We start from the raw sequence: 17,374 nt of genomic DNA on the forward strand, positions 1-17,374 counted from the left end.
AAAGTGGCGTTCAGGCGGCGTAGCGCTCTGCCTGCTCGACGCGGATGCGCTTCTTGTCGATCTTGCCGACGCTGGTCTTGGGGATGGTCTCGACGAACAGGATCTGATCCGGCAACTGCCACTTTGCGAAGGCGCTGGTCAGGTGTTCCTGCAATTGCTCCTGGGTCGCCTGCTGGCCGGGCCTCAGCACCACCAGGGCCAGCGGCCGCTCCTGCCACTTCGGATGCGGAACCCCGACCACCGCGGCGTCGCGCACGGCCGGGTGGCCCATGAGCAGGTTTTCCATGTCGATGGAAGAGATCCATTCGCCACCGCTCTTGATCACGTCCTTGATGCGGTCGGTAACCTTGAGGTAGCCGTTCTCGTCCACCGTGCCGACATCGCCCGAGCGCCACCAGCCGCCCTCCAGGAAGCGATCGCCCGAATCGGGCATGTCGTGGTAACTGGTCGTGATCCAGGGGCCGCGCAGGCAAATCTCGCCGGCCGACTGGCCGTCGTGCGGCAGATCCTGGTCGTTGGCATCGAGGATGCGGATGTCCACGCCGGTCAGGACCAGGCCCTGCTTGCGCTTGAGATTCCACCGCTCGTCCTGAGTCAAGCGCTTCCTCAACGTGGGCTTGAGGCGGTTGACGGTCACCAGCGTCGTGGCTTCGGTGGCGCCGTAGCCGTGCACCACCTCGGCACCCGTGAGTTCGTGGAAGCCGATCATCATCGACAGCGGCGGCTCGCTCGCGCCGGACAGCATGCGCATGCGGCTGAAGTCCGGCTTGACCGGCAGCGTCTCGATGTACTGCAGCATCGGTTGGAAGATGGCCGGTGCGCCGTTGGTGATGGTCACGCCCTCGGCAATCATGGTGTCGACCAGCGGCTTGGTGTCCTCGGCAGCGTAGCGTCCCGGCAGCACGATCTTGTCGGCCAGCAGCGTGGCGGCCTGTGGTAAGCCCCAGCACTGCCCGTGGAACATGGGCGTGATGAGCATGACGCAGTCGTCCAGCGTCATGCCCATGTTGGTGGCCATGCCCGTGGAGTGCAGGTAGATGCCGCGGTGCGAGTAGTACACGCCCTTGGGTTTGCCCGTGGTGCCGGTGGTGTAGCAGGCGCTGTAAGCCGAGGTTTCGTCGATCTCGGGCCAGTCGATCTTGGCATCAGCAGCGGCCAGCAGGTCTTCGTAGTGCAGCAGCGGTTTCAGCGTGGTCTTGATCTGGTCCAGCGGCTTGTCGGTCATCACGATCCAGCCCTTGATCTGGGGCGAGTTCGCTGCGACGGATTCGGCGATCGGCAGCAAGGACTCGTCCACGCAAACGTAAGACACCTTGCTGTGGCCGACCACGTAGCCCAGGTCCTCGGCGCCCAGGCGCAGATTCATCTGCAGCATGACCGCGCCCAGGCCGGGGATGGACCAGTACAGCTCGAAGTGGCGCCGGCTGTTCCAGTCCAGCACACCGACGCGGTCGCCCGGCTCGACACCGAGCGCGCGCAGCGCATTGGCGCTGCGGCAGACGCGCGCGTAGCAGTCGGCATAGGTGTAGCGATCCCAGCCGCCATCGGGTGTGCGGTAGACGATCTCCTGGTCCCCGTGGGTGCGCGCGGCGTGCCGGATCAGCGTCGTGGTGTTGAGCTGGCGTTCGTTGCCCGTGGTGGACGGGCAGCCGCGGATGGGCTGGGTGGTGCTGGTCATTTTCTGGTCTCCTAAGTAATTGCGTTGAGTGCCTGGAACCGTGGGGCCGGGGCCGCCTCGATGGCGCCGGAGGGGGTGGTCTGGTAGATACCCCGTGCCGCGTTGTGCGGATGCCGCGCCGCCTCGGCCAGGCTGAGCACGGGCGCGAAGCAGGCGTCGCTGCCTTCGAGCAACGCGCACCAGTGCGCCCTGGGTTGGCTGCGGATGAGGGCCGCAATGCGCTCCTTCAGCGCTGGCCACGTCGTCGTGTCGTACTGGTCGGCAGGGTTCACGTCCGTCAGGCCCAGCTTCGACAGCAGCAGTGCGTGGAACGCGGGCTCCACCACCGCGAGGCTGATGAAGCCGCCGTCGGCACAGGCGTACACGTCATAGAACGGCGAATCGTGAAACGGGCTCGGCTTCGTGCCGTCGATCTGCCCATTGGCGCGAATCCAATGCACCAGCGTGCCCATCATGGCCACGATGTCGATGATGGCGGCATCCACGACCCGGCCGCGGCCACTGCCCCTACCGTTACCGCGCGCATCGACCAGCGCGCAGGCGACACCGAAGGCCATGCCCAGCGCCCCGGCCGCGTCCCCGAGCACCGAGGGCGGCACGATGGGCATCTGCCCCTTGCGGGCCGACAGCGACAGCAGGCCCGTCAGCGCCACGTAGTTCAGGTCGTGGCCAGCGGCCCGGGAGAGCGGGCCGTCCTGGCCCCAGCCCGTCATCCGGCCATAGACCAGCTTGGGGTTGCGCGCCGCGCATTCGGCGGGGCCGAACCCCAGCCGTTCCATCACGCCGGGGCGAAAGCCTTCGATCAGAACGTCGGACTGGCCGATCAGATCCAGGGCGCGCGCCTTGCCGCCGGGCGACTTCAGGTCGGTGATCTCGACCGTCTTGCCCCGGTGCAGCGGGTTGGCCGCCGCCCCGCCCAGCGGCTGCGCCCCGGCGGCCTGCTCGGCCCGTGTCAGCGCAATCACCTCGGCACCCATGTCGGCCAGCATCATGGCGGCCAGCGGGCCCGGCCCGATCCCTTCGAACTCCACCACACGGACGCCGTGCAGTGGCTTTTGCAGCATGTGCGAGGCGTTCACAGCTTCCTCGCAATCAGTTCTTTCATGACCTCGTTCGCGCCGCCGTAGATCTTCTGCACGCGCGAGGTGGTGTACATGCGCGCGATCGGGTATTCGTACATGTAGCCGTAGCCGCCGAACATCTGCAGGCACTCGTCCACCACGCGGCACTGCTGCTCGCTGCACCACCACTTGGCCATGTACGCGGCTTCGGCGTCGAGCTTTCCGTCCAGCAGCCGCTGGATGCAGTCGTTGACGAAGGTGCGCACCACGTGAGCGGTGGTGGCGATCTCGGCCAGCTTGTGGCGCGTGGTCTGCATCTCGAACAGCGGTGCGCCGAAAATCTTGCGCTCCTTCGTGTATTCGACGGTGAGTTCCAGGGCCCGGTCGATGATGGCCGCCGCAGGCACGGCGATGGTCATGCGTTCGTAGGGCAACTGGCCCATCAACTGCTTGAAACCAAGCCCTTCGACGCCCCCCAGGACTTGATCGACCGGCACGCGCACCCCGTCGAAGAAGAGTTCGGCGGTGTCCGACGCATGCAGGCCGATCTTGTCGAGCAGGCGGCCCACGCGGAACCCTGGCAGGTTCTCGGTCTCCACCACGATCAGCGAAAGGCCTCGGCTGCCCGCCTCGCCGGTGCGTGCGACCACAATCAGCAGATTGCAGGTGTAGCCGTTGGTGATGAAGGTCTTGGCACCGTCGATCACGTAGTGGTCGCCATCACGGCGCGCGCGGGTGGCGATGGCCTTGAGGTCCGTCCCGCAGCCGGGTTCGGTCATCGCAATGCCGAGCAGCATCTCGCCGCTGCTCAGCTTGGGCAGCCAGCGCTGCTTCTGCTCCTCGGTGCCGTAGTCCATGATGTAGTGCGCAGCGATGCTGTTCACCTGGACGTTGTTGGGCATTTCCGCTCTGGTCAACTCATCCTGTACCACCAGCTGGTAGGCAATGCTGGCCCCGGTGCCGCCGTAGGCTTCGGGCATTTCGGGCAGCATGAACCCCATCTCGCCGAAGGGCCGCCAGGTCTCGCGCGGGACGTAGCCCTGTTCGCGCCAAGCGGGCAGGTGCGGAGCCATCTCGGCGGCGATGTAGCGGCGCACCTGGTCGCGAAAGGTCTCGATGTCGCTGTCCATCCAGGGTTGACGGTGCAATTGCGGCAGCATGGGAGCGCTCCTCAGAAGGTTTGTACGATGAAGGTTTGAAAACTTGGCCAGCGATGCGGCCCCGGGTCATGCCCGCATACCCACAACGGGGCGGGCGAAGCGTCGAATCTCTGCGTTCTCAGTCTGTCCAGGGCATATGGTCGGCATTCAGCCCGTGCGCGTCTTGCCCGCCAGTGCATGGCAAGTTGACTTTGCGTGTGCAAGGGAAAGCCCGGCTGACTCGACCGGGCCGATGGCGGAGCCGTGAGCAGTCATGCCGCGTGCATCGCTGGGCGACACTCCAAAGCGTTGTTTGAATGCGCGGCAGAAATGGCTGGTGGAGTTGAAGCCCCAGTGAAAGGCGATCGCCGAGACCTGCAGATGCCGGCAGACCGGGTCAACGAGTGTCCGCCAGCACGCTTGCAATCGGCTTTCCAGGATGTGGCCGACCACCGTGGTATCGCCCTGCGCAAACAGCGCATGAAGGTAACGCAGTGAAATACCGTGCGCCGCGGCGATGCGTGCCGGACTCAGGTCATCCTCTTGAAAATGCTGGGCGATGTAGGCAAGTACTCGTTCGCGCAACGCGGCCATGGCCGTGAATCGAGTGGCGCTCTCCGGCTCTGGCAGCGCAATGTCCAGAAGCCCGATCACCGTGCGGCAAAGGGCGACGTGGGCGGAGGGCGGCACGGCGCCGATCTCCTTTGCCAACCCCATCAGGTGTTGGCTGAGCAGTGAGCCCACGCCTGTGTGACTGTCAATGCGGCAGGCTGCGGGCGGCTGCTTGCGGCCCGGTAGATGCTCGCGCATGAGCTGCCAGGGAATCATCAACGACACGCTGTGGGTTCGTTCCAGCACCTCATAGTCTTGCCGCTGATCGGTACGCCAGAGGAACATGTCGCCCTCGCAGATTGGCGTGTCCCACTGCTGCAACTGTACTCGGCCGCTCAGGTTCAGCTGCAGCCCCAGGCAGAACTCATCGTCGAATGACGAATGTCCAGGAGGAGACTGCTCGACGCAAGCACCGGTCACGGTGCATACCAAGGAGGCTCCGGCGAGTTCGTGTCGCCGCAACTTCGCCTGGAATGCAGCAGGCTTCGCCGGGGAGGAAAGACTCCAGCGCTGGAAGGAGTCCTTGAGGATCGCTTCCGTCGCATCTATCCTGCCCTCGATGGGCGCATGGTCGATGGACCATTCCATGGGTGACTGTTGCAGCACTTGTCGTCTCCTGAATCTGCCCCCAGACGCCGCAGCCCATCGGGACCGGAGCGTCGACACCGTGGCGTGCTTTCGTGCGGCGCTCAGGGTACCCAAGGCATACAGGCAATCGTAGGCAGCGGTGCTTGGCGCGGCAATGACGGATGGTCTCGATCAACTGACAAGGCACCTCTTTCGACGGATGGGGGAGCGAGGCAACCCCGCAGCCGAGCGGCCCTGCGCTAACCTCCCGGCATCGACGGCGAACTGAAGATGCAAGGAGACGATGATGGATCTGGGTGCAATGCTGGCAGGCAAGCGGGTGCTGGTCACGGGGGCCTCGTCGGGCCTGGGCGAGAACTTCGCTCGGCTGGCTGCTGGTTGCAAGGCCAAGGTAGTGATTGGGGCGCGGCGCAAGGCGCGGCTCGACAAACTCGCCCAGGAACTCGAAAAGCTCGGTTCGCCTCAGGTCACGGTGCTGGAAATGGATGTGGCTTCCGAGCAGTCCATCGACGACGCCTTCGCCGAGATAGACGCCTCGGGCACCATCCTCGACGTGGTGGTTAACAACGCCGGGGCTTCCAACGACGCCTTGTCGCTCACGCTGCCTGCGTCCGACTTCGACTCGCTGATGGAGACCAACGTGCGCGGCGTGTGGCTGGTGGCCGCGCGTGCCGCGCAGCGCTGGGTGGATGCGGGGCGGGGAGGCTCAGTCATCAACATCGCATCGATCCTGGGCGAACGCGTGATGCCGGGCGCCATGCTGTATGCCACGTCCAAGGCTGCAGTCGTGCACATGACCAAGAGCCTGGCGCTCGAATGGGCGCGCCACGGCATTCGCGTCAATGCCATCGAGCCGGGCTACATCGACACCGAGATGACCGATGCCATGTGGGATACCGACCATGGCAAGGCGCTTATCAAGCGCATCCCGATGCGCCGCCTGGGTAAGCCGGAGGAGCTCAACGGTCTGTTCCTGCTGTTCGCGACCGAGGCCGGGTCGTGGATGACCGGCGCCTGCGTGCCAGTGGATGGCGGGCATCTGTGCTCGTCGCTTTGAGTGCGACCGCGTCGAAGCAGCGCTACGTTTTTTGGGTGCGCGAACGATAGACGCCTGGCGTGCTGCCGGTCCATGACTTGAAGGCCCGCTGGAAGGCGGTGCCGTCGGCGAACCCCAACTCGGCGGCGATGGCGCTCAGCGCGGCATCGGTGCTGGTCAACCGAACGATCGCCATGTCGCGCCGTAACTCGTCCTTCAGCACCTGAAAGGACTTGCCCTCCACGGCCAGATGCCGCTGCAGTGCGCTGACCGACATGTGCAAGCGCTGCGCGGCGACAGTCAGATCGGGCCACTCCGGGCACGCTTGCTGCAATAGCGCGCGCACCCGCGCGCTGGCTGTCCGCTCGATTAGACGCGGGCCGATCAGGTTGCCCGGTGTGGCACGCAAAAAGGTCTGGAGCGCGGCGGTGTCACGGCGCATCGGCTGCGTGAATGCGGATGCCTCGAACCAGACCGCCGACCGCGCCTGCCCGAACCGCAACGTGCCCGAGAAGATTTGGGCATAGTCTGCGGCACGCGGCGGTGGCTCGAAGGCAAAATCGAGCCCTCTGGGCACCAGTCGGCCGCCGTGCAGCCATACCAGCAGACGCCAGAAAACGCGCAACAGCAGCCCGTGCAGGAAGTCTGAATGTTTGCCCAGGGCGTGGCGCACGTCCAGAGCAGCACCCTTGAGCAAGCCATCAGAGACGGGCACAAGCGCCACGTCGTCCTGCAGCAGGGCGAAGGATGCACTCACGCGCTGCAAGGCGGCTGCCAGCGTCTTGGCCCCGAGCGTAGAGCGAGCCATCAGCGCAAAGCTGCCGCAGCGCAACGGCCGACCGTGTAGATGGCCTAGGCATTCGTCGTCCAAGCTGTTCTTCACGGCACTGAAGAGTGCGATGTATTGCTCTATGGTCACACGCGACTGCTCCAGATGCAGCAGCGACTCGGCGATGCGGGCCTGCGCCAGAACGCCATCCAGCCAGGACTCGGTGGCCAGTCCTTTGCTGCGCGCGCCGTCGAGCAGGCCATGCACGGCAAAAACAGGAACAGTGACGACGGGTTTCAACATGGTCAAAGGGAGCAACGATAGCTGGCGCTGAATCCGAAATTACACCAAGAAAACGGCCCGCTAACGATGTAGCGTCCGGCTGCGGTCAACCGGATTTTGCCTTGTGCATACAAAGTCAACTCGCCATGCACTGGCGGGCAAGACGCGTATGTGCCGAGTGCCCAGAATACCGCTTGGTAGCACACCCAGGGACGACCCGTGGACGTTCGGCATCGATGCATTCGCATGAATGCTTCTTCGGCAACGGCATGTCGGTGTGCTCACCCGAATAGCCCAGCAACCAGGAGAGAGTGAATGTCTGTCTGCGCCGTGCCTTTGCGCAACATGCTGATTGATGCGGTGATGCGCGAACGTCGTTCCGTGCGCGCCTTTCTGCCGACCCCGGTGTCGCAAGAAGCGGTGGCCCAGATTCTGTCGGTGGCAGCCAGCGCGCCCAGTGGCACCAACACCCAGCCGTGGCATGTCATTGCCGTGGCGGGCGAGGCGAGGAAGCGCCTATGCGACCGTGTATTGCACGCCTTTCACCATGAAGAGGGAGAGCACCAGTCCGAATACGACATCTACCCGGCCGAGTTCTTCGAGCCCTACCTGACCAGGCGGCGTCGGTGCGGTTTCGCTCTTTATGCCGCAGTCGGAATCTCCAAGGGAGATACGGATGCCATGCGCGCTCAACATGCACGCAACTTTGCCTTCTTCGATGCGCCGGTCGGTTTGATCTTCACCTTGGACCGGCGCATGGTGCAGAGCAGTTGGGTGGACTACGGGATGTTCTTACAGAACATCATGCTGGCGGCCCGCGCACGAGGCCTGGATACCTGTTCGCAGATGGCGTGGACCCTTTACCCGCGCCTTCTGGCTGAAGCCCTGCAAATCCCGGACGGGCAGATGGTCCTGTGCGGCATGGCACTGGGCTATGCCGACCCGGCGGCCGTGGTGAACCGCGTGCGCACCGAGCGTGAGCCGGTCGAGAACTTCACACGCTTCAGCGGCTTCTAGAAATCTTGTCATACCAACTAATCGCGTCGTAAGCCGCCTGAGAAATTCAGCCGCCCTGAAGCGGTTGATCGACCGGGCCTTGTCCTGGTGGGTAGGGTCATGCATGGATGTATGCCCTATGGGGCAGACGGGTTGAACCCACAAAGAGGAGTAAGCAATGTCTACCTACGCCGCGCCCTTGCGCGACATGCTGTTCACGATGAAGGAAGTCGGAGGCCTGGATGCGATCTGTGCCCAGCCGGGCCATGAAGAAACCACGCCCGACCTGGTCGAGGCCATCCTGCAGGAGGCTGCCCACTACGCCACCGGCGTGCTTGATCCGCTGAACCGCACCGGCGACGTGCAGGGCGCGCGCTGGCACGACGGCCAGGTCACGCCAGCCGATGGCTTTCGCGAAGCCTGGGCCAGCTTCTGCGAGAACGGCTGGAACGGCATGCCCGCTGCCACCGAATGGGGCGGCCAGGGCCTGCCCACGCTGGTGTCCACAGCCGTGCTGGAGATGTGGAAGTCGTCCAACCTCGCGTTCAGCCTGTGCCAGATGCTCACGCTGGGCGCGGTGGAAGCCATTGCGCACCATGGCAGCGACGCACTCAAGCGCCGCTTCCTGGAGCCCATGGTCGCGGGCCGCTGGACCGGCACCATGAACCTCACCGAGCCCCAAGCAGGCTCCGACTTGGCCGCGCTGCGCAGTCGCGCCGTGCCCGAAGGCGACCATTACCGCGTCAGCGGAAACAAGATCTTCATCACCTGGGGCGAGCACGACATGGCCGAGAACATCGTCCACCTCGTGCTGGCGCGCCTGCCCGATGCACCGCCCGGCGTGAAAGGCATCTCGCTGTTCCTGTGCCCGAAGTACCTGGTCAACGACGACGGCTCCCTGGGCGAACGCAACGACCTGGCCTGCACCTCCATCGAGCACAAGATGGGCATCCACGGCAGCCCCACGGCGTCGATGAGCTTTGGCGACTGCGGGGGCGCGATCGGCTACCTGGTCGGCGAGCCGAACCAGGGGCTGGCCTGCATGTTCACGATGATGAACCATGCGCGGCTGAACGTCGGCCTTGAAGGCGTGGGCATCGCCGAGCGCGCCTACCAGCGCGCACGCGCCTACGCGCTGGAGCGGGTGCAGGGCAAGCCACTGCTCAGCGGCAGCACCACCATCGCCGGCCACCCGGACGTGCGGCGCATGCTGATGGACATGAAGGCCCGCACCGAGGCCATGCGCGCATTGGCCTATTTCTGCGCCGGCCAGATGGACCGCGCCGCAGGCCACGCCGACGCGCAAGAGCGCGAGCAGGCGCTGGCCCTGGTCGGCCTGCTGATCCCGGTGGTCAAGGGCTGGTGCACCGACAGCGCACAGGGCATCACGTCCGATGGTGTGCAGGTGCATGGCGGCATGGGTTACGTCGAGGAAACCGGCGCCTCACAGCACTTGCGCGACGCGCGCATCACGACCATCTACGAAGGCACGACGGGCATCCAGGCCAACGACCTGATTGGCCGCAAGCTGGCGCGCGAGGGCGGGCGCACGCTGAAGGCACTGCTGGGCCGCATCGACGGCGATGCGCGCCGGTTGGCCGAGATGCCCGATGCCGCGCTGGCGCAGATCGGCGGCGTGTTAGCGGCTTCGGCGCGTGCGCTGGGGGACGCGGCCGACTGGCTGCTGGCCCACGACGACCAACCCGCGCAGTGCGCGGCGGGCGCCGTGCCCTTCTTGCGGCTGGCGGGCACGGTGATCGGCGGCTGGCTGTCGGCGCGCATGGCCGAAGCCGCCACTGCGCAACTCGCGGCGAGATCTGGCGATGCGGGCTTTCTCGGCGCCAAGCGTGCCACGGCCAGCCACTACGCAGCGCATGTCCTAGTGCAGGCGCCGATGTTGCGCGACATCGTCACGGGCGGCGCCGCCAGCACGCTGGCCCTGGCGGATGATCAACTCTGAATGATCCTGAAAGGAAACCCTCCCATGAAAATCCTGGTTCCCGTCAAGCGGGTGGTTGACTACAACGTCAAGGTCCGCGTCCAGAGCGATGGCAGCGGCGTGGACATCGCCAATGTCAAAATGAGCATGAACCCCTTCGACGAGATTGCCGTCGAAGAGGCTGTGCGGCTCAAGGAGAAAGGCGCGGCAACGGAGATCGTCGCCGTCTCGTGCGGCGTGTCCCAATGCCAGGAGACGCTGCGCACCGCCATGGCCATCGGTGCCGACCGCGGCATCCTGGTCGAGACCAATGAAGAACTGCAGCCGCTGGCCGTGGCTAAGCTGCTCAAGGCCCTGATCGACAATGAACAGCCCGGCCTCGTGATCCTGGGCAAGCAGGCCATCGACGACGACTGCAACCAGACCGGCCAGATGCTGGCGGCGCTGGCCGACCTGCCGCAAGCCACCTTCGCCTCCAAGGTCGAGATCGCCGGCGACAAGGCAGCCGTGACCCGCGAAGTGGACGGCGGCCTGGAAACCCTCAGCCTTACGCTGCCCGCCGTCATCACCGCCGACCTGCGCCTGAACGAGCCGCGCTACGTCACGCTGCCCAACATCATGAAGGCCAAGAAAAAGCCGCTGGACACCGTCAAGCCCGAAGACCTCGGCGTGGACGTGGCCCCGCGCCTGAAGACCTTGAAGGTCAGCGAACCCGCCAAGCGCGGCGCCGGCGTGAAGGTGGCCGACGTGGCCGCCCTGGTCGAGAAACTCAAGAACGAAGCGAAGGTGATCTGACATGACCGTACTCGTAATCGCTGAACACGACAACGCGACCATCAAGGGCGCGACGCTCAACACCGTGACGGCCGCCGCAGCCTGCGGCGGCGACGTGCACGTGCTGGTGGCCGGCCACAACGCCGGCGCTGCCGCACAGCAAGCCAGCCAGATCGCCGGCGTTGCCAAGGTCATCCACGCCGACGGCGCCAGCCTGGCCCACGGCCTCGCCGAGAACGTGGCCGCCCAGGTGCTGGCACTCCATGGCAGTGGTGCCGGCAACTACAGCCACATCCTGTTCCCCGCCACCGCCAGCGGCAAGAACGTGGCCCCGCGCGTGGCTGCCAAGCTCGACGTCGCCCAGATCAGCGACATCACCAAGGTCATCTCCGCCGATACCTTCGAGCGCCCCATCTACGCCGGCAACGCCATCGCCACCGTGCAGTCTGCTGATGCCGTGAAGGTCATCACCGTGCGCACCACCGGCTTTGACGCCGCCGCCGCCACGGGTGGCAGCGCCGCTGTCGAAACCGCTGCTGCGGCCGCCGACGCTGGCAAGAGCAGCTACGTGGGCAGCGAGATCGCCAAGAGCGACCGCCCCGAACTCACCGCCGCCAAGATCATCGTGTCTGGTGGCCGTGCGCTGGGCAGCAAGGAAAAGTTCGACGAAGTCATCACCCCCCTGGCCGACAAGCTGGGCGCTGCCATCGGCGCCAGCCGTGCTGCCGTGGATGCGGGCTACGCCCCCAACGACCTGCAAGTGGGCCAGACGGGCAAGATCGTCGCGCCGCAGTTGTACATTGCCGCCGGCATCTCGGGCGCCATCCAGCACCTGGCCGGCATGAAGGACTCCAAGGTGATCGTGGCGATCAACAAGGACCCCGAGGCCCCGATCTTCAGCGTGGCCGACTACGGGCTGGAGGCGGACCTTTTCGCAGTTGTGCCGGAATTCGTCAAGGCCTTTTAAATTGGATGAGATACACCATGGAGCTTCGGCATTTACGTTGCTTTATAGCGGTGGCCGAAGAACTTCACTTCGGCCGCGCAGCGGAAAAGCTGCACATCGATCAGTCCCCTTTGTCGCGCACCATCAAGGAGATAGAGGAAGAGCTCGGGGCGCAACTGTTCACGCGAACCACGCGAAGCACCCGCCTGACCTTTGCCGGAATGGCATTCCTGGAGCGGGTGCCGCGAATCTTCGAAGCTCTGAAACAGGCGTGTGACGGCGTCAAGTCCGCCGCCAGTGGGTTTCAGCGACAGTTGCGCATCGCTTTGTCCGATGGCATCACGCCCTCGCGAATGCCGACGCTGCTGGCACAGTGCCGAGCGGAAGATCCAGAGATTGATGTTCGGCTATTTGAGGTGCCGTTGGATCAACAGATCAAGGGTCTGCACGATGACCTGTATGACGTCGGCTTTTCGATGGCCGAAGAGGTGGGCGACGGCATTGTGGTCAGGCCTGCATGGGAAGACGAACTGATGGTGGCGGTCCCAGCTCGCCATCCTGTTCTGGCCCACAAGCACGTGCCGTTGGAAGAAGTGTTGCGCTATCCGCTGGCGCTATGCGATCCGGCGATATGCGAAGGCCATGCACGCCAAGTTGATCGCGTTTTGCAGCGCTACGAGCAACAGCCACTGATCGCCCAGCGCGTGGCGTCCTATGAGGTGATGATGACCTTGGTCTCAGCCGGATTGGCGCTCGGTTTGGCGGGCGCCGCGCACATTGCATCCGGCCGTGGGCCAGGTGTTGTGGCCCGGCGCTTGGCGGGCAAGCCGCAGATGCTGGCCACGTATCTGCTGCACCGTGACGTGGAGCCCTCCGAAATGCTGGCCCGGTTCATCGAACGAGTGGCCTCCATTGATTCGGCGGATGGCTCCAGCGCCGCCGAGGACTCCTGATCCACCTGCTGAAAGGACCCAAGCCATGACCCGATTCCTGCCGCTGCTGATGGTTGCCGCACTGACGGGCTGTGGACCATCCCAACCGACGGAAACCGTGGACTTCCTCGTTGCCCATCCCGAGCGCCTCAAAGAAGTCCAGCGCCTGTGCAAGGAAGACCGCGCGAAGGCAGGAGAAGAACTCTGCCGCCGTGCGGCCGAAGCCGCCAACCGGCGTTTCTTCGGCGATCGGCCGGAACAGCAATCCAAATAGCGCCCCGCGCCGTCGCCTGGCCGCGACAGAGTTCTTGCTGTTACCTCATCACGCCGCAGCGCGCTCGCGCATGCGGCATTTTTATTGCCTTCGCCACAGCAAGAAGTCTGGCCATTTTGGCCTGAATCCCCGCTATAACGGTCTTTGACCGACCTGCACGCTCGCCTTGATCCTCGGCACTACGGCATGTCCCTGTGCCGTAGCGGGAGGTTGGCCAATGCAAGGAACGAACGTGCTGTTCGGTCAGATTGCCGTTGTCTTCGGCATCGTGATCGCTGGCGTATGGAGCGCCACGCAATGGACAGCAGCGGCGCTGGGCTACCAGCTACGCCTGGGTTCGCCCTGGTTCGATTTCCTCGGCACGCCGGTCTATCACCCCTGGCGCCTGTTCGAGTGGTGGTTCTTCTTCGACGCCTACGCGCCGCATGTATTCGACGTGGGCGGTGCCATTGCCGCAGGCAGCGGCCTGATCGCGGTGGTGGTTGCCATCGGCATGTCGATCTGGCGCTCGCGCCAGTCCAAGCTGGTCACGACCTACGGCACGGCGCGCTGGGCCAACGCGGAGGACATTCACAAGGCGGGCCTTGACCAGCCTGCAGGCGTGTTCCTCGGCCTGCATCGGCAGCAGTACCTGCGGCACGAGGGCCCGGAACATGTCCTGACCTTCGCGCCCACGCGCTCAGGCAAGGGCGTGGGCCTGGTGGTGCCAACGCTTCTTTCTTGGCCAGCGTCTGCCGTCATCCACGACATCAAGGGCGAGAACTGGAGCATCACCGCAGGTTGGCGTTCGCGCTTCTCGCATTGCCTGCTGTTCAATCCGACGGACAGCAAGTCGGCGGCCTACAACCCGCTGCTGGAAGTCCGGCGCGGCGCGCATGAGGTGCGCGACGTGCAGAACATCGCGGACATCCTGGTCGATCCCGATGGCGCGCTGGAGAAGCGCAACCACTGGGAGAAGACTTCGCACGCATTGCTGGTCGGGGCCATTCTGCATGTGCTCTACGCGGGCGAAGACAAGACGCTGCGCGGTGTCGCCAACTTCCTCAGCGACCCGGCTTGTCCCTTTGAGCTGACGCTGCATCGGATGATGACCACATCGCATCTCGGCGATGGCCCGCATCCGGTCGTTTCCTCGGCGGCGCGCGAAGTGCTCAACAAATCGGACAACGAACGCTCGGGCGTGTTGTCCACGGCCATGTCGTTCCTCGGCCTCTACCGCGACCCGACGGTGGCCGAAGTCACCTCGCGCTGCGACTGGCGCATTGCCGACCTGATCGCGGCCGAGCATCCGGGGTCGCTGTACCTGGTGGTGCCGCCTTCGGACATTTCGCGGACGAAGCCGCTGATCCGCCTGATCCTCAACCAGATCGGCCGGCGCCTCACCGAATCACTCGATGGCAGCGACGGCATCGAGCGTCGTCACAAGCTGCTGCTGATGCTCGATGAGTTTCCGGCACTCGGACGCCTCGACTTCTTCGAGACGGCGTTGGCCTTCATGGCTGGCTATGGCATCCGCAGCTTCCTCATCGCGCAGTCGCTCAACCAGATCGACAAAGCCTACGGCCAGAACCATTCGATCCTGGACAACTGCCATGTGCGCGTGACGTTCGCCACCAACGATGAGCGCACCGCCAAACGGATCTCCGAGACGCTCGGCACTGCGACCGAGCTGCGCGCGCAGCGCAACTACGCGGGCCACCGGCTCGCGCCGTGGCTCGGGCACTTGATGGTGTCGCGCCAGGAAACCGCGCGCCCGCTGTTGACGCCGGGCGAAGTCATGCAGCTTCCGCCCGACGAAGCAGTGGTGATGGTGTCCAGCGTGGCGCCGATCAAGGCCAAGAAGCTGCGCTACTACGCGGACAGCAATTTCAAGCGGCGCGTGTTGCCGCCGCCCGCGCTGGCGAGCGAGCGATACGCCGACGCGCCGCCATCGCGTCCCGACGACTGGAGCGGACTGGCGATTCCCGCCGCACCGGCCGCGGCGTCCGCTGATGGCCTGGAGAACTTGGGTTCGACCGACGACGGTGGTCCGCGCCGTCAGCCCGAGCTTTCCGAAACCGTCGCCTACGACCCCGAGCAGGCCGCACCCGTGGCCGACCTTGGCCTGCTCGATGACGACGACATGCCGCTTCCCCTCCCGCGCCGGTTCGATCCGGCCCTGCAACGCACGGCCCGGCTGGCTTCCCTCGACCCTGACGACGGAATCGACCTATGACCCAGCACCGCCTCAATGTGTTCATTCAGCCGGAGCACAGCAAACGGCTCGACGAACTGGCCGCCACCAAAGGCGTATCGAAGTCCAGCATCGTCGCGGCGGCACTCGCATCGTGGCTGTCGCCCGATGCCGCCGACCAGCGGGAGGCGGCCATTGCCAAACGGTTGGATCGGCTGTCGCGCCACGCCGAGCGCATGGAGCGCGACCAGAACATTCAGATCGAGACGCTGGCGCTGTTCATCCGCTACTTCCTCACGGTCAGCACACCCGTGCCCGAAGCACATCAGGACGCCGCTCGCGCCCAGGGCAAGGCCCGCTTCGAGCAGTTCGTGGAGCAGTTGGGCCGCCACCTGCTGCGTGGGCGCAGTCTGGTGCGCGACGTGGTGGAGGAACTGCATCCCGACCCTTCGCGCATGGGTGAAGTGCAGGAGCGTACGTCATGAGTACCACGCCTTCTTCCTTCACCGCCGTTTCGCTAGATCGCCGCATCCAGATGTTGCGCACAGCGATGGGGCCGCTGATCGCCGCTGCGCTCGAAGACCCGGACGTGGTGGAAATCATGCTCAACCCCGACCGGACGCTCTGGGTGGATCGGCTTTCCACGGGCCGCGCGCCGATGGGCGTGGAGCTGTCCGAAGCGGACGGTGAACGCATTATTCGGCTCGTGGCGGCCCATGTCGGTGCCGAGGTGCATCGGGGCCAGCCGCTGTTGACGGCGGAGCTGCCCGAGACGGGCGAACGCTTCGAGGGCATCTTGCCGCCGGCCGCGCCGGGGCCTGCCTTCGCACTGCGCAAGCGCGCCTTTGGCGTGATCCCGCTGTCGCGCTACATCGAGGATGGAATGATGACCGCCGCGCAGGCGGGCTTGCTGGTGCGTGCAGTGCGCGAGCGCAAGAACATTCTGATCGCAGGTGGCACTAGCACCGGCAAGACCACGCTCGCCAATGCCTTGCTTTCCGAGATCGCCGCCACCGGCGACCGCGTGCTGGTGCTCGAAGACACGGTGGAGCTGCAATGCGCGGCCCGCGACCACGTGCCGCTGCGCACACGCGCGGGCGTGGTGTCCATGACCGAGCTGGTGCGCTCGTCCATGCGCCTTCGGCCGGATCGCGTGATCGTCGGCGAAGTGCGCGGCGCCGAGGCGCTGGATCTCATCAAGGTGTGGGGCACCGGCCATCCGGGCGGCATCGCCACGATCCACGCCGGCTCCGCGCTGGGCGCACTGCTGCGCCTGGAGCAACTGATTCTCGAAGTGGCGGTGAACCCGCCCCGTGCGCTGATCGCGGAAGCGGTCAACGTGGTCATCCACATCGCCGGGCGCGGACGCAAGCGCCGCATCGAGAGCATCGCTCGCGTCGTCGGCTTCGATGGCGTTGGGTATCACCTGGCGGACGCGCTGGAGGCTCCATTCCCGGAGTTGCTGCCGCAGTCCGACTTTTCCCCCCCTGTCCCCTGACCACTCTGGAGAACTGCCATGACGCAGATGATCGTTCCTGCTTTCCGTTTTTCCGCGTATCCGCTTCCTCGGCCACCGCGGCTGGATAGCCTGGCTCGCCCGGCCATGCAGGGCTTGATGCTCGCGGCGCTGATGCTGCTGCTTGCGGGCGCGGCTCAGGCCGCCGGTTCGTCGATGCCGTGGGAAGGCCCGCTGCAATCCATCCTGGAGTCGATCCAGGGACCTGTGGCCCGGATCATCGCGGTCATCATCATCATTGCCACGGGCCTGGCGCTGGCCTTCGGCGATACCTCGGGCGGCTTCCGCAAGCTGATCCAGATCGTCTTTGGCCTATCGATCGCGTTCGCGGCTTCGAGCTTCTTCCTGTCGTTCTTCAGCTTCTCCGGTGGGGCCGTCGTATGAACGGCCCGCACGATGGGATGCCTGGCTTCGAGGTGCCGCTGCATCGGTCTTTGACCGAGCCGATTCTGATGGGCGGTGCCCCGCGCACCGTGGCCATCACCAACGGCACCTTGGCCGCTGCCGTGGGCCTGGGCTTGCAGATGTGGATTCCGGGCGTGGTGCTCTGGATCGTCGGCCATGCGCTGGCGGTCTGGGGCGCTCGTGTCGATCCGCAGTTCATGCAGGTCTTCGCCCGCCACATCAAGCACCGGCCGCTGCTGGACGTGTGAGGTGAT

General features: G+C 65.2%; 16 protein-coding genes and 1 pseudogene. 12 read left to right on the forward strand and 5 right to left on the reverse strand.

The window, feature by feature from the left end:
• Positions 1–10 precede the first annotated feature (10 nt).
• From A8M77_RS00715 to A8M77_RS00730, 4 genes are all read right to left on the reverse strand, one after another.
• Positions 11–1,678, reverse strand: coding sequence for a long-chain fatty acid--CoA ligase (locus tag A8M77_RS00715; RefSeq protein WP_017405987.1), 1,668 nt, complete (start codon positions 1,676–1,678; stop codon positions 11–13).
• A gap of 11 nt (positions 1,679–1,689) precedes the next feature.
• A complete protein-coding gene (locus A8M77_RS00720) occupies positions 1,690–2,742 on the reverse strand; it encodes a CaiB/BaiF CoA transferase family protein (RefSeq protein WP_035884637.1) in 1,053 nt (350 codons plus the stop codon).
• Between the two features lie 11 nt (positions 2,743–2,753).
• A complete protein-coding gene (locus A8M77_RS00725; RefSeq protein WP_016452528.1) occupies positions 2,754–3,899 on the reverse strand; it encodes an acyl-CoA dehydrogenase family protein in 1,146 nt (381 codons plus the stop codon).
• Between the two features lie 147 nt (positions 3,900–4,046).
• Entirely contained in the window at positions 4,047–5,078 is a 1,032-nt protein-coding gene (locus A8M77_RS00730) for a helix-turn-helix domain-containing protein (protein WP_017405984.1), read from the reverse strand.
• A gap of 283 nt (positions 5,079–5,361) precedes the next feature.
• Between A8M77_RS00730 and A8M77_RS00735 the strand changes: the two genes are divergently transcribed.
• Positions 5,362–6,135, forward strand: coding sequence for an SDR family NAD(P)-dependent oxidoreductase (locus A8M77_RS00735; protein WP_017405983.1), 774 nt, complete (start codon positions 5,362–5,364; stop codon positions 6,133–6,135).
• 22 nt (positions 6,136–6,157) lie between these two features.
• On the opposite strand, the gene A8M77_RS00740 is transcribed toward A8M77_RS00735, so the two are convergent.
• A complete protein-coding gene (locus tag A8M77_RS00740) occupies positions 6,158–7,186 on the reverse strand; it encodes an AraC family transcriptional regulator (RefSeq protein WP_016452525.1) in 1,029 nt (342 codons plus the stop codon).
• Positions 7,187–7,480: 294 nt separating this feature from the next.
• On the opposite strand from A8M77_RS00740, the gene A8M77_RS00745 reads away from it, so the two are divergent.
• The 11 genes and pseudogenes from A8M77_RS00745 to A8M77_RS00795 all read left to right on the forward strand — a co-directional run bounded on the left by A8M77_RS00745 (position 7,481) and on the right by A8M77_RS00795 (position 17,368).
• Positions 7,481–8,182: a nitroreductase gene (locus A8M77_RS00745; protein ID WP_016452524.1), complete on the forward strand. Its 702-nt coding sequence runs from the start codon at positions 7,481–7,483 to the stop codon at positions 8,180–8,182.
• Between the two features lie 157 nt (positions 8,183–8,339).
• Positions 8,340–10,121 carry an acyl-CoA dehydrogenase gene (locus tag A8M77_RS00750; protein ID WP_016452523.1) on the forward strand — a complete coding sequence of 594 codons (1,782 nt, stop codon included), beginning with the start codon at positions 8,340–8,342 and terminating at the stop codon, positions 10,119–10,121.
• Positions 10,122–10,145: 24 nt separating this feature from the next.
• Complete coding sequence (locus A8M77_RS00755) at positions 10,146–10,895, forward strand: electron transfer flavoprotein subunit beta/FixA family protein (protein WP_035884627.1); 750 nt, start codon at positions 10,146–10,148, stop codon at positions 10,893–10,895.
• 1 nt (position 10,896) lies between these two features.
• Positions 10,897–11,841 carry an electron transfer flavoprotein subunit alpha/FixB family protein gene (locus A8M77_RS00760; RefSeq protein ID WP_026382503.1) on the forward strand — a complete coding sequence of 315 codons (945 nt, stop codon included), beginning with the start codon at positions 10,897–10,899 and terminating at the stop codon, positions 11,839–11,841.
• 17 nt (positions 11,842–11,858) lie between these two features.
• Entirely contained in the window at positions 11,859–12,773 is a 915-nt protein-coding gene (locus A8M77_RS00765) for a LysR family transcriptional regulator (RefSeq protein WP_016452520.1), read from the forward strand.
• 25 nt (positions 12,774–12,798) lie between these two features.
• Positions 12,799–13,026, forward strand: coding sequence for an EexN family lipoprotein (locus tag A8M77_RS00770; RefSeq protein ID WP_016452519.1), 228 nt, complete (start codon positions 12,799–12,801; stop codon positions 13,024–13,026).
• Positions 13,027–13,243: 217 nt separating this feature from the next.
• A complete protein-coding gene (locus A8M77_RS00775) occupies positions 13,244–15,241 on the forward strand; it encodes a conjugal transfer protein TraG (RefSeq protein ID WP_035884626.1) in 1,998 nt (665 codons plus the stop codon).
• Positions 15,238–15,684, forward strand: a complete 447-nt coding sequence (locus tag A8M77_RS00780; RefSeq protein ID WP_017407929.1) for a CopG family transcriptional regulator — start codon at positions 15,238–15,240, stop codon at positions 15,682–15,684. Before A8M77_RS00775 ends, A8M77_RS00780 begins: the two co-directional genes overlap by 4 nt.
• Positions 15,681–16,719 (forward strand): annotated as a pseudogene (trbB, locus tag A8M77_RS00785) (P-type conjugative transfer ATPase TrbB). The gene A8M77_RS00780 and the pseudogene trbB overlap by 4 nt, the downstream one beginning before the upstream one ends.
• On the forward strand, positions 16,716–17,099 hold the full coding sequence (locus A8M77_RS00790) for a TrbC/VirB2 family protein (RefSeq protein WP_035884625.1): 384 nt from the start codon (positions 16,716–16,718) through the stop codon (positions 17,097–17,099). The pseudogene trbB and the gene A8M77_RS00790 overlap by 4 nt, the downstream one beginning before the upstream one ends.
• Positions 17,096–17,368 carry a VirB3 family type IV secretion system protein gene (locus A8M77_RS00795; protein ID WP_017407881.1) on the forward strand — a complete coding sequence of 91 codons (273 nt, stop codon included), beginning with the start codon at positions 17,096–17,098 and terminating at the stop codon, positions 17,366–17,368. Before A8M77_RS00790 ends, A8M77_RS00795 begins: the two co-directional genes overlap by 4 nt.
• Positions 17,369–17,374: the final 6 nt, after the last annotated feature.

The sequence above is a fragment of the Variovorax sp. JS1663 genome (genome assembly GCF_002157355.1).
In the GTDB taxonomy this organism is placed as follows: Bacteria; Pseudomonadota; Gammaproteobacteria; order Burkholderiales; family Burkholderiaceae_C; genus Variovorax.